Annotated in this window: 10 protein-coding genes; 4 read left to right on the top strand and 6 right to left on the bottom strand. The window is 73.1% G+C overall.

Annotated features, from left to right (window positions below):
• Positions 1–44: 44 nt before the first annotated feature.
• Genes selA through VFZ70_18085 form a run of 4 tightly spaced genes read left to right on the top strand, consistent with a single transcriptional unit; the run spans position 45 to position 7,040 of the window.
• Positions 45–1,487: an L-seryl-tRNA(Sec) selenium transferase gene (selA, locus tag VFZ70_18100; GenBank protein HEX6257728.1), complete on the top strand. Its 1,443-nt coding sequence runs from the start codon at positions 45–47 to the stop codon at positions 1,485–1,487.
• Positions 1,484–3,634: a chloride channel protein gene (locus tag VFZ70_18095; protein ID HEX6257727.1), complete on the top strand. Its 2,151-nt coding sequence runs from the start codon at positions 1,484–1,486 to the stop codon at positions 3,632–3,634. Before selA ends, VFZ70_18095 begins: the two co-directional genes overlap by 4 nt.
• A complete protein-coding gene (gene selB, locus VFZ70_18090) occupies positions 3,631–5,487 on the top strand; it encodes a selenocysteine-specific translation elongation factor (protein ID HEX6257726.1) in 1,857 nt (618 codons plus the stop codon). The genes VFZ70_18095 and selB overlap by 4 nt, the downstream gene beginning before the upstream one ends.
• A gap of 26 nt (positions 5,488–5,513) precedes the next feature.
• Positions 5,514–7,040, top strand: coding sequence for an amidase (locus VFZ70_18085; protein HEX6257725.1), 1,527 nt, complete (start codon positions 5,514–5,516; stop codon positions 7,038–7,040).
• Positions 7,041–7,122: 82 nt separating this feature from the next.
• Here VFZ70_18085 and VFZ70_18080 read toward each other — a convergent pair whose 3' ends face one another.
• The 6 genes from VFZ70_18080 to VFZ70_18055 all read right to left on the bottom strand — a co-directional run bounded on the left by VFZ70_18080 (position 7,123) and on the right by VFZ70_18055 (position 12,227).
• Positions 7,123–8,013: a universal stress protein gene (locus VFZ70_18080; GenBank protein HEX6257724.1), complete on the bottom strand. Its 891-nt coding sequence runs from the start codon at positions 8,011–8,013 to the stop codon at positions 7,123–7,125.
• Between the two features lie 71 nt (positions 8,014–8,084).
• The gene (locus VFZ70_18075) at positions 8,085–8,348 is read right to left on the bottom strand and encodes a hypothetical protein (GenBank protein ID HEX6257723.1); all 264 of its coding nucleotides are present in this window, start codon (positions 8,346–8,348) and stop codon (positions 8,085–8,087) included.
• 93 nt (positions 8,349–8,441) lie between these two features.
• Positions 8,442–10,013, bottom strand: a complete 1,572-nt coding sequence (locus VFZ70_18070) for an acetolactate synthase large subunit (protein HEX6257722.1) — start codon at positions 10,011–10,013, stop codon at positions 8,442–8,444.
• 29 nt (positions 10,014–10,042) lie between these two features.
• A complete protein-coding gene (locus tag VFZ70_18065) occupies positions 10,043–10,525 on the bottom strand; it encodes a RidA family protein (protein ID HEX6257721.1) in 483 nt (160 codons plus the stop codon).
• On the bottom strand, positions 10,522–10,659 hold the full coding sequence (locus VFZ70_18060; GenBank protein HEX6257720.1) for a hypothetical protein: 138 nt from the start codon (positions 10,657–10,659) through the stop codon (positions 10,522–10,524). The genes VFZ70_18065 and VFZ70_18060 overlap by 4 nt, the downstream gene beginning before the upstream one ends.
• Positions 10,660–10,784: 125 nt before the next feature.
• Positions 10,785–12,227, bottom strand: coding sequence for an NfeD family protein (locus VFZ70_18055; GenBank protein ID HEX6257719.1), 1,443 nt, complete (start codon positions 12,225–12,227; stop codon positions 10,785–10,787).
• Positions 12,228–12,350: the final 123 nt, after the last annotated feature.

Here is a 12,350-nt window from a genome sequence, read left to right as displayed (position 1 = left end):
GGCGGTCCGGCACCGACCGACCAGGACCCTCGTCGAGGCGGGACATGCCCTCAGACAGCGACAGCACCACATCGCACGCCGAGACCTCCGAGCACGCCGACCGGACGCCGCGCGCCGCGACGTCCGCCGGCGATCTGAACACGCGGCTGCGGGGACTGCCGGGCATCGATCAACTGCTCGCGCGCTGTGGCGACGCGATCGCGGCACGTGGGCGGCGAGCGGTCACCGCCGCGCTGCGCGACGCCGTCGACCACGCGCGCGGCCGCGTCATCGCCGGCGACCCGGTTCCCACGATCGACGTGCTGGTGGCCGCCGCGCTCGACGGCCTGGCCGCCCGCCGTCCGAAGCCGTTGCAGCGGGTGCTCAACGCCACCGGCGTCGTGGTCCACACCAACCTCGGCCGGGTCCCGCTCGCCGAGGCCGCCCTGGACGCGATGGCCGGCGCCACGGGCTACTGCGACCTCGAGTACGACCTCGAGACCGGTCGACGTGGTTCGCGCACCACCCGCCTGGAACCGCTGCTGCGTGAGGCCACCGGCGCCGAGGCCGCGTTCGTGGTCAACAACGCGGCGGCCGCGCTGGTCCTCGCCCTGGCGACCCTCGCGGGCGGTCGCGGAGTGGTGGTGTCCCGCGGTGAGCTGATCGAGATCGGCGGGTCGTTCCGCCTGCCTGACATCATGGGCGCGTCGGGCGCGAGACTGATCGAGGTGGGCACCACCAACCGCACACGCGCGGACGACTACCTGGCCGGCGGTGACGTCGGCGCGATCCTGACCCTGCATCCGTCCAACTACCGGATCGTCGGGTTCGTGGCGCGACCGTCCCTGCCCGAGCTCGCCGCCATCGCGGGCAAGCGGGGCGTCCCCCTGCTCTACGACACCGGCTCGGGTCTGCTCGAAGACGCGACGGGGGTGGTGGCCGACGAGCCGTCTGTCACCACCGCGCTGCGCGACGGCGCCGACGTGGTCCTGTGCAGTGCGGACAAGCTGCTCGGAGGGCCACAGGCCGGGCTGCTGTGCGGGCGCGCCGACCTCATCGGGCGGATGAGAGGCCACCCCCTGGCCCGGGCGCTGCGCCTTGACAAGCTCAGGATCGCCGCGCTCCAGGCGACCCTGGAGCTGCACGTCGCGGAGCGTCGTGACGAGATCCCGGTCTGGCGGATGCTCGAGGCGGACGAGGGCACGCTCACGGCACGGTGCGACGACCTCGCAGACGCACTGACGTCGGAGGGCGTCACGGCGACCGTCACGCGCGCCGCCGGCGTGCCCGGGGGTGGCGTCGCGCCGGATGCCACCATCGACGGGCCGGTCGTGCGGGTACAGGTCGGCCGACCGGACGCGCTGGCCCGCGACCTGAGGATGGGGCGACCGGCGGTCGTGGTGCGCGTCGCCGAGGATGCGGTGGTGATCGACCTGCGCACTGTCGACTCCGCCGACGACGCCCTGGTATCGCGGCGGGTCGTGGCGGTGGCCAGGCCGTCCCGATGACTTCACCCGTCCCGCACGAGCGGTCGAGCGAGCAGTCGCGCCGCACGGTGGGTGGGACGGTCGCGCTGGGTCTGCGTCGGCAGTCCAGAGAGACCGTGGGTGCCTGGGCACGGCGCCTGCGCAGGGAGACGGCCCCGCACCTGCAGGGTGAGACCCTCATGATCGCGCTCGCGGTCGCCGTCGGCCTCGGGACGGGTCTGCTCGCGTCGGCCCTGATCGGCACGATCGCCGTGGTGCAGCGGATCGCGTTCGGCACCGGCCCGTCGCAGCTGCTCGTCGTGGTCGTGCCGACGGTCGGCGCGTTCCTCGTGGGTCTGCTGATCACCTACGTCGCGCCGGAGAGCAGCGGCAGCGGCGTCATCCGGGTGATGATGACGATCGCCACCAACGGTGGGCGGTTCCGCGGACGCGTGCCGTTCACGGGCATCGCCGCCTCGGGCCTCGCCCTCGGCACCGGCGCTTCGGGTGGACGCGAGGGTCCGATCGTACTGATCGGCGGCAGCGTGGGCTCGTTGCTCGGGCGCCTGTTCGCGGTCGGCGAGGAACGCATGCGGACGCTGGTCGCCGCCGGCGCCGCGGCCGGCATCGGTGCCTCGTTCAACGCCCCCATCGGCGGGATGCTGTTCGCGATCGAATTGATCATCGGGCGGTTCCGCACATCCGTCCTGCAGTCCGTCGTCGTGGCGTCGGTCGTCGGTTCGGTGACGGCGCACGAGATCATCGGCCCCGGGATCATCTACGAGCCCGCCACGCTGTACTCGTTCACCGACGCCCGCGAGCTCGGGCTGTACGCCGTGCTCGGCGTCGTCGCAGCGCTGTTCGGCATCGCGTTCCTGTACGGCGAGGATCTGGCCGAGCGGGTGTTCTCCGCGCTTGAGGTGTGGCGTCCGTTCAAGCTGGCGCTCGGAGGGCTGGGCGTGGGACTCGTCGCACTGGCGGTGCCCGAGGTGCTCGGCACGGGGGACAAACTGCCGCCGATCGACGGCGTCCGCGACCCGATCCAGCGCATGCTCGACGCCGAGTTCGGTGCCGGTCCGACGGTCGCGATCCTACTCATCCTGCTTGCGTTCGCTAAGCTCGTCGCGACGTGCCTGTCGATCGGCAGCGGCAACGCGGTCGGCACATTCGCTCCCGCGATCTTCTGCGGCGCCGCGGTCGGCGGCGCGGTGGGACACGTCGCGGTGACGTTGCTGCCCGACGCCGGCGTGCAGCCCGGAGCGTTCGCCCTCGTCGGCATGGCGGCCGTCTTCGCGGCCGCCGCCCGCGCTCCCATGACCGCGATCGTCATCGCCTTCGAGCTCACCAGCGACTACGAGCTCGTGCTGCCGCTGATGCTGGCCGCCGGCCTGGCCACGTTCATCGCCGATCGGATCCAGCCGGCATCGATCTACAGCTGGCCGCTGGCCAAACGGGGGATCGTCTACGGCGAACCCGAGGACGTCGACCTGATGCAGACCGTCAGCGTCCGGGAGGTGATGACCGTCGAACCCGATGTCCTGACGACCGACATGACGCTGCCGGAGGCCCGTGAGGAGTTCCACCGCAGCGGCCATCACGGCTTCCCGGTGCTCGACGGCGACCGGCTGATCGGTGTGTGCACGTTGGCGGACGTCGAACGCGGCCAGGACTGGGACGGCGAGAAGGGACAACCCACCATCGGCGACATCTGCACCCGCGATCTGTTGACAGTGACCCCCGAGGACCCCGTGTACCTCGCGCTCCGTCGCATGGCGACGCTGGACATCGGCCGCCTGCCCGTCGTCGACTCGCACGATCACCAGCGCCTGATCGGCCTCATCCGGCGTTCCGATCTGGTCACCGCCTACCGGCATGCGGTGACGCAGTCTCTGGTGTCCCAGCAGCGCAGCGAGCTCCGGCGCCTGCGGGACCTGTCGGGCACGGACTACCTGGAGGTGAAGGTGACCGCAGAGGCTCCGGCGGCCGGCAAGGAGGTCCGGCACGTCGCGTGGCCGCGCCACACGCTGCTGACCAGCGTGCATCGGCACGGAGACCTCATCATGCCGAGCGGCGACACCGTCCTGGAGGCCGGTGACATGGTCAGCGCGGTCGCCGACGACGAACACGTCGCCGAGGTGCGCGAGCTGCTGACGGGGTCACCGGATCCCCGGCCCACCGAGGAGTCATGATGCACGTGATCTGCACCGCCGGGCACGTCGACCATGGCAAGTCGACGCTCGTCGAGGCGCTGACCACCATGCAACCCGACCGGTTCGTCGAGGAGCAGCAGCGCGGCCTGACGATCGACCTCGGCTTCGCGTGGTTCGACCTCGACGACGAGCACACCGTCGCCTTTGTCGATCTGCCCGGCCACGAGCGCTTCATCGGCAACATGCTCGCCGGCGCCGGACCGATCGAGATCGCGTTGCTGGTCGTGGCCGCCAACGAGGGCTGGATGCCGCAGAGCCGCGAGCACCTGCAGATCCTGGATCTGCTCGGCGTCCGCCACGGCGTCGTGGCGTTGACCAAGATCGACACGGTCGACGACGAGCTCGCCGAGCTCGCCGAGCTGGAGGTGCTCGAGGCGCTGGAGGGCACATCGCTGGAGGGCGCAACGATCGTGCGCACCAGCGCGCAGACGGGCCTCGACCTCGACGCGTTGCGCGACGCGCTGCGCGACGTGTGCGACCGCGTGGGCGCCGCGGCCGACCGCGGCCGGCCGCGGCTGTGGATCGACAGGGCGTTCACGATCCGCGGCGCAGGGACGGTCGTGACCGGCACGCTCGGCGGAGGCACCCTGCGGACCGGCGACGAGCTCGCCGTGCTGCCGGGAGGTGCGCGGGGCCGCGCGCGCTCGCTGCAGAGCCTTGACATCGATCGCGACGCCGTGCCCCCCGGCAGCCGCGTCGCCGTCAACCTCGCGGGGGTCGATCGCGAGGAGGCCGCGCGCGGCCGAGCGCTCGTGCGCCCCGATCAGTGGCGGTCGACGCGCGCCTTCGACGCCTGGGTCCGCGTGCTGCCCGGCCACCGCGTCCGCCACACCGGGGCGTGGCACGTACACATCGGTTCGGCGGAACACGTCGCCAGGGTCTGGCCGCTGGCCGGCCGACAGATCGTGGGCCCAGCCGAGGGTCCGGTGCACATCGAGCTGCGGGGAGCGGTCGCCGTCGAGGCCGGCGACCGCTTCGTGCTCCGCGAGGTCGGCCGCGCCGTGACGGTGGGCGGAGGTCCGGTCCTCGACGCGGCACCGCCGCGCCGACCACGCGGCGCCGCCCGCCGGCACGCGCGGGCGGAGCAGCTGGCAGCCCGGGCGGCGGCCGTCGGCGACCGCGACCGGCTCCTGGCCCTGCACGTCGCGGAGCGCGGAGCGGCACCGGTCCTCGAGGCACACGCATTGATCGGCGTGGCTCCTGCCGACCCGCCGGCCGGCGTGCACGTGTTGGGCGACCACTACGTGGACGACTCCCACCTGCGGCTGTGGAGCGAGGTGATCCGCGACGCGCTGGCGATCCACCACGTCGACCAGCCACTGGCGCGGACCGCGCCCCGGCCGGTCGTCGACAACGCCGTGCTCGAACGAGGTTGCCCGGCAGCGGTCGTGGACGCGGTCGTGACGTGGTGCGAGCGTCAACAGCTCATCGTGCGCGAGGCCGCCGGCCTGCGGCTGCCCGATCACCGTGTGGCGCTCGACGACGACCAGCGCCGCGCGCGCGATGAGCTGCTCGCCGCGCTGGACGCGAACCCCTTCGCGCCGCCCGGGCTCGCGGACGCCGCCGCGTCGGCAGGCGTGTCCCGACCGCTGCTGGCCGAGATGGAGTCCGCGGGGCAACTCGTGCGCCTGGCCGGCGACATCGCCATGACGTCGACCGCCCTGGAGCAGGCGATGTCGCTGCTGCGGGATGCGGCCACCGACGGCCCGTTGACCGCGTCCGAGGCACGCCAGGTCCTGGGGACCAGCCGCAAGTACATCCTCCCGCTGCTCGAGGAGCTCGACCGCCGCGGGATCACCCGACGGTCGGGAGACACGCGGACCTTTGCGTGAGGCCCCGCACCGGTAGCGTGGCACCGATGGTGACGTTCGCGGAGTACACGGACCACGACGCCGTCGGCCTCGCGTCTCTGATCCGCAGCGGGCAGGTCTCCACGGCGGAGGTGCTCGAGGCGGCCATCGATCGCATCGAGCGCCACAACCCGGTGCTCAACGCGGTCGTCGAGACCGCGTTCGACCGCGCCCGGCGCAGGGTCGCCGACGGAGTGCCGGACGGCCCGCTGGCCGGTGTGCCATACCTGTTCAAGAGCCTGAGCCACGCGTGGAGCGGCGCACGGCTGACGATGGGGTCGCGGGCGTTGCGCGCGCACGTGCCGGCGTACAGCTCGACCCTCGTCGACCGGCTGGAGGCCGCCGGGATCGTCGGCCTGGGCATGACCAACGTGCCCGAGCTCGGCATCATGCCCGTCACGGAGCCGGAGCTGCACGGCGCCTGCGTCAACCCGTGGGACCCGACGCGGACGGCCGGCGGTTCGTCGGGCGGCGCCGCCGCCGCGGTCGCGGTCGGCATGGTGCCCGCCGCCTCGGCGTCCGACGGTGGCGGGTCGATCCGCATCCCTGCGAGCAACTGCGGACTGTTCGGTCTCAAACCGTCGCGCGGACGCACCCCCAGCGGCCCGGTCGCGGCCGACGGGCTGTTCGGGCTGAGCGTCAGCCACGCGGTGACCCGATCGGTGCGTGACTCGGCCCTGCTGCTCGACGTCGCCGTCGGACCCGAGCCCGGCGACCCCTATGCCGCACCGGGTCGGGCGCGGCCGTTCAGCGAGGAGGTCGGCGCCGAGCCGGGCGCGTTGCGGATTGGGGTGGTCGACGGCGGCATCCTCCACGATGACATCGCGCCCGAGTGCCGTCGGGCCGTCAGCGCCGCGACCGTCCTCGTCGGCGAGCTCGGCCACGAGGTCACGCCGCTGCAGTTCGACATCGATCGCGCAGCGGCCGGCGAGGCCCTGGTGGTCCTGTTCGCCGCCTCGGTCGCGGCCGCCGTCTCCGACATCGCGCGGCTGAAAGGGCAGTCCTCCCCATGCCCCGACGAGTACGAGCTGGCGACGTGGGTCCTGCAGCTCGTGGGGCGCAGGCTGACGGGCGCGCAGGTCGCCGCGGCGTTCACGCACATCCGCGTCCTGGGGCGCACGATCGCGCAGCAGCTTGACCGCGAGCGCATCGACGTCGTGCTCACGTCCACCCTCGCCGATCCCCCCATGCCGCATCACGCGCTCGATCCCACGGCGACCGAACGCAGCCTGCTGGAAGCGATGCGCCGCGTGCCGGTTCGTCCCGCGCTCATGGTTGTGCTGCGCCGTCTCGCTGCGAAGGTGATGGCACCGATCCCCAACGTGCCGGTGTTCAACATGACCGGTCAACCCGCCATGTCGGTGCCGCTGCACTGGACACCCGACGGGCTGCCCGTCGGTGTCCAGTTCGCCGGGCGCTACGGCGACGAGGCGATGCTGCTGCGCCTCGCGGCCCAGCTCGAGCAGGCCCGGCCGTGGTTCGACCGACGTCCCCCGCCGGCGATCGCCGATCGACGGACCGCGCGCACGGCCTGAGCACCGGCGACGACCCGCCGCATTCGGTGCACCGCGACCGGGCGCTCCGAGGCTGCACCGCGGGGCGCGGGCCGCCCGTCCGTCAGCCGATGGGCGTGACCACCACCGGTCCCTTGGCGTGGTGCAGGCACTGCTGGCTCACCGAACCGAGCAACAGCCCACTGAAGCCTCCGTGCCCGCGGCTGCCGACCACGAGCAGCGTCGACTCGTCCGCGGCGTCGGAGATCAGCACCTTCGCCGGCGAGCCCGGATCGACCTCGCGCTCGATCTTGATGTCCGACAGGTCGCCCGCGTCGGACAGCAGCCGGTCGAGCTTGCCGAGCGCCGTCCCGCCACCCTGACGCTCGAGCTCCTCGAGCTGCGACTCCTCCACGTCGGCGTAGGCGTCGAAGGGCGACCCCTCCCGCAGCGACCGGTACACGTACACCGCCGTCAGCGGGACGTCGCGCAGACGGGCCTCCTCGACCGCCCATCGCAGCGCACGGATCGACTTGTCCGAGCCGTCCACGCCCACGACGATCGACGTGGTGCCGTCGCTGACATCTGTCATCTCCACTCCGGCGGGGATCACCGCCACCGGCACATCGGCGTGCGCGGCGACCTGCTGGCTCACCGAGCCCACGAGCAACCCCGGGAAGCCTCCCAGCCCGCGGCTGCCGACCACGATCAGATCGGCGTGGCGGCCGTGGTGCAGGATCGCCTCGGCCGCCGCCCGACCAGTCACGGCGGTCGTCGTGATGTCGACACCGGGCGCCGTGCTCCCCACACGTCCGAGGGCCTCCTCGACCACCCTGCGCGCCTCGGCCCGCTCCTCGTCGTGCGGCTCCTCGCGGTTGAGGGGGCCGGCGAGCTCGCGCACGCGGAAGGCGTTGATCACGGTGACCTGCGCCGATCGCAGCGCTGCTTCACGCAACGCCCAGGCCAACGCGCGGTCGGCGTGCTCGGAGCCGTCGACGCCTACCAGGATGCTCATCTTCGTGGGTCCTTTCGTGGTCGTGTCGGGCGGGCGACGTCGGAACGCCGTCCACGGAGTGCGCGTTCAGGTCATGCGGTCGCCGTCGCCGGTTCGATCAGCGCGTCCGTTGCCTCGACGACGGGTCCGCCCATCCAGACCAGCGCGACCACGACGGCCGCCGCCGACACAGGAAGCGCCAGCCACCACGGCACGCCGGTCAGCATCTGATCCGGCAGCGCGACCACGTACCCGGCCGACGACGGCTGGGCCCGTGCGACACCGCCGAGCAGCAGCGTGCCGACCGCGAGCACGAGGGCGACCGCGGCGATCCCTGACCCTGACGGAGGTCGCAAGGTTCATCTGCGCGCCTTTCGACCGACTGGCGTGATCGTAGGTGCGGGCGGACGATTGCGAAAGCCGCAGATGCGGCGGTCGGGACGACCACGTCAACCGATGCGGGAAACGACGGCGTCGATCAATGACGGACCGGGTGTCGCGAGCGCCCGTTCCAGGGCGACGACGAGGTCGTCGGCCGTGTCCACGCGCGTGGCCGGCACGCCCATGCCCGCGGCGAGCGCGACGAAGTCGAGCCGAGGGCCGGAGAGGTCGAACAGCTCACGGGCGCGCGGCCCGCCGCCGGCACCGACCCGGTCCATCTCGATCGCGAGGATGTCGTACGCGGCGTTGTCGTAGATGACGGTGGTGACGTCCAGGCTCTCGCGTGCCTGGGTCCACAGCGCCTGGATCGTGTACATGGCGCTCCCGTCGGCCTGCAGCGACACGACCGGGCGGTCGGGACACGCGACGGCGGCGCCGGTGGCGACCGGCAGACCCTGGCCGATCGCGCCGCCGGTGATGGTGAGCCAGTCGTGCGGTGGCGCGCCCGCCGTGGCCCGCGGCAGCGGCGCGCCGCCGGTCAACGCCTCGTCGGACACGACGGCACCCTCCGGTAGCAGCGCGCCGACGGCGGCCGCCACCGCAGCGCCGTGCAGCGGTCCGGACGGCGGGTCGGGTCGCCGGGTGTCCGAGCCGGCCGGTGCGCCGGCGCCGGACGCATCGTCCGCCCCGAGGGCGGCGGCCAGTGCCGCGAGCGCGGCCGGACCGTCCTCCCCCACGGCGGCCAGCGTGTGGACGATGCAGTCGTCGCCGACCAGCCGCCCGTCGTGATCGGGGTAGGCGAAGAACGACACGGGCTCGGGTGCCTCGACGAGGATCATCCGGCCCAGGCCGTCGAGCTGGGCGAGCGCCTGCTCGGGGAAGTAGGCGAGGCGCTCGAGCGGAGCGACGCCTGCGCCGCGGACCTGGCGGGTGGGGAACACCTCGGCGAGCACGCGCGCACCGCTCGCCGCGGCCACACGCTGCGCGGCGGCCCGCGCCGCCGCGTCGGCGGGCACCGAGCCACCGAGCAGCAGCAGCGCGGGCGCACCGGATCGCAGGGCCTGCGCCGCGGCGACCACACGGTCGTCGTCGACGGACGGACGCACGGGTCGTGCGCTGCCGGACGACCCCGCTGCGGCGCCGTCGGTCCAGCTGACGTCGGCGGGCACGATCAACGTGGCGACCTGTCCGGGTGGCCCCAGCGCCGCGGTGACCGCGGCGGCCACGTCGTCGCCGACGTCCGCCGGCGACGCCGTCGTTCGGACCCACGTCGACACGTTGCGTGCCACGGTTGCGATGTCGGAGTCCAGTGGTGCGCCCCGGCCCCGGTGCCAGGAGGCGTGGTCGCCGACGATCGCCACGACCGGCACGCCACCGCGCCGGGCGTTGTGCAGGTTGGCCAGTCCGTTGCCGAGTCCCGGTCCGAGGTGCAGCAGGGTGGTGCCCGGCCCGCCCGTCATCCGTGCGTAGCCGTCCGCAGCGCCGGTGGCGACGCCCTCGAACAGAGCGAGCACGGCGCGCATCTGTGGCACCGCGTCCAGCGCGGCGACGAAGTGCATCTCCGAGGTTCCAGGGTTCGTGAAGCAGACCTCGGCGCCGTTGGCGACGAGGGTGCGCATCAGCGCCTCCGCGCCGTTCACCAGCCCGCCCGCGCCTCGTCAGCCGACGGTCAGCCGCCGACCGCGATCAGCGCCTCGATCTCGACGGGACTGCCCAGTGGAAGCAGTGCGACGCCGACCGCGGACCGTGCGTGACGCCCGACGTCGCCGAAGACGTCGCCGAGGAACTCCGACGCGCCGTTGGCGACCAGATGCTGGTCGGTGAACCCCGCCGCACTGGCGACGAACACGGTCAGCTTCACGATGCGCCGCACATCCTCGAGGCGGTGACCGGCGGCGACGACCTGCGCGAGCACGTTCACCGCGCACTGCCGCGCGCACCGTTGCGCCGTCGCGAGGTCGACCGTGTCGCCGACGCGTCCCTCGGCCAGCAGCGCGCCACCGTCCAGCGGCAGCTGACCGGCGGTGTAGATCAGGCCACCGTCGACCACGTGACCGACGTAGGCCGCTGCCGGCGCGGGCGCGTCGGGCAGCGTGACACCCAGCTCGGCCAGCCGACGGCTCGGACCGGCGGCGGCGGCGTGGTCGCTCACTGCTTCGGCCGCTTGAAGTACGCGACGTTGTCGACGACGGTGACGAGCTCGTAGCCCTCCTCACCCCAGTTGTTGAGGATCTCCTGGAGCGCGTGGCTGATGAGCGGTGCCGTGGCGTACTCCCACTGCTGCATGGCGCAGGCCCTTCTGGTCGGCGGCGGATCAGCCGGGACGCTAGCGCACGTCCGCGACAGGTCGCACGCGCCGGTGCCTGGCGGCCCGTGCGCCGGGCACGCCGCTCGACGCCGGACGGCCCGCCTCAGGCGCGCTCGACCTCGTGCTGGCGCTGCCGTTCGTCGGTGTCGACCGGTTCGACCAGGAGCGTGAGCTCGTCGGCCATGCCCGTGACCTGCACCTGGGCGCCCGTGCGCACCTGGCCTTGCCCCTGCGGTGCCTGTGCCCGCCACAGCGCGCCGCCGACGAACACATGGCCCTGCGGATTGAGCACGGAGCGAACGACCCCGACCTTGCCCATGACCGCCTGCATGCCCGCCCGCGTCTGCATGCCCTGGGCGCGGAGGACGGTCGTCATGACGAAGACGAAGAAGATGACGACGGACGCAACCGTGACAGCGACCAGCCAACCGCCGAGCTGCAACGCACCGGGCCCCGCGTACAGCCACCAGGAGCCGGCCGCGAGCGCGGCCGCTCCGGCCACCGTCACCGGACCGAGCGACGCGATCGCCAGGTCGAGCGCCAGCAGGACCAGACCTGCGACGACCAGCGCGAACGCCCACCACTGGGTCGGCAGCACGGTCATGCCGTACACGCCGAGGGCGGCGAGCACGCCACCACTGATGCCCGCGACACCGAACCCCGGCTGGAACCATTCGAACAGCAGGCACACGATCCCACCGACCAGCAGCAGGTAGGCCAGGGTGGGTGTCGACACCGTGTGCAGCAGACGACCGAGCAGGTCCTGGTTGTTGAAGCGGATCGTCGAGGTGGTCGGATCAACCGTCAGGCGCGTCGACGAGCCGTCCACGCGGTCGACGTCCAGGCCGTCGAGCTGCGACAGCAGCTCGGGGAGGGTCCCTGCGACGACGTCGGCGGGTCCGTCCGCGAGCGCGCGCTGCTCGTCCAGCACCTCGACCCGGTCGGGGTCGACGGCCACCGGGAGTGCCGCGTCGTCGCTGAGCGCGGTCGACGGGTCGGGGGTCACGACGACGGCGGCGTCATCCGTGGCGAACGCGGACAGCAGTGTCGCGTCGCGGCCGCGCTCGCTGGCCAGCCCGGTCAGCGTCGCCGCGATCCGGTCGCGGTCCGCCGGGGTCGGATCGTCGCCGAGATCCGCCGGCACGGCACCTCCGAGGACGGCGCCGGGTGCCAGCGCCAGCACGTCGGCGGCGGCGGCCACCTGCACGCCCCCGCCGGTCACCCTGGCGCCGGGCGGGCCGACCCACACCACGACCGGCACCGGGCTGGAGCGGATCGCGTCCGTGAAGCGCTCGACCGGCACGTCGAGCGTGCCCGGCGTCGACAGCTGCAGCACGACCACCTCGACGTCCTCGGCGGCCGCCATGTCGAGGGAGTCGTCGATGTAGCGGGCGACGGTGCCGTCGAGCGCGCCGTCGACCTGCAGGATGTCGATCTTGGGGTCCGTGGTCTGGGCGGCGGCGGCGGTGTGCGCGAGCGCGAGCAGCATCGTCAGCAGCACAAGGCCCCGCAACCGGCGACGTACCACGGTGCGGTTGCCAGTCACCCGCCCAACTATAGGCCCGACGCGTCGGCGACGGCCGTGGAGGCGAGGTCCGGTGCGGCGCGCGACACTGGACACGGCCCGATCCACGCCGCGGATCACCGTGACCGCCCAGCCGACCGCCAG

The organism is Euzebyales bacterium (genome assembly GCA_036374135.1).
Classification (GTDB): Bacteria; Actinomycetota; Nitriliruptoria; order Euzebyales; family JAHELV01; genus JAHELV01.
The sequence above is the reverse complement of the archived record's forward strand: the minus strand, read 5'-3'. Positions and strand labels throughout refer to the sequence as shown.

Bases quoted from the DNA above. Each gene is read 5' to 3' on its own strand.
- VFZ70_18095 (HEX6257727.1), top strand. From the start codon at position 1,484: ATGACTTCACCCGTCCCGCACGAGCGGTCGAGCGAGCAGTCGCGCCGC.
- VFZ70_18060 (HEX6257720.1), bottom strand. From the start codon at position 10,659: ATGCAGCAGTGGGAGTACGCCACGGCACCGCTCATCAGCCACGCGCTC.
- VFZ70_18080 (HEX6257724.1), bottom strand. From the start codon at position 8,013: ATGAGCATCCTGGTAGGCGTCGACGGCTCCGAGCACGCCGACCGCGCG.
- selB (HEX6257726.1), top strand. From the start codon at position 3,631: ATGATGCACGTGATCTGCACCGCCGGGCACGTCGACCATGGCAAGTCG.
- VFZ70_18085 (HEX6257725.1), top strand. From the start codon at position 5,514: ATGGTGACGTTCGCGGAGTACACGGACCACGACGCCGTCGGCCTCGCG.
- selA (HEX6257728.1), top strand. From the start codon at position 45: ATGCCCTCAGACAGCGACAGCACCACATCGCACGCCGAGACCTCCGAG.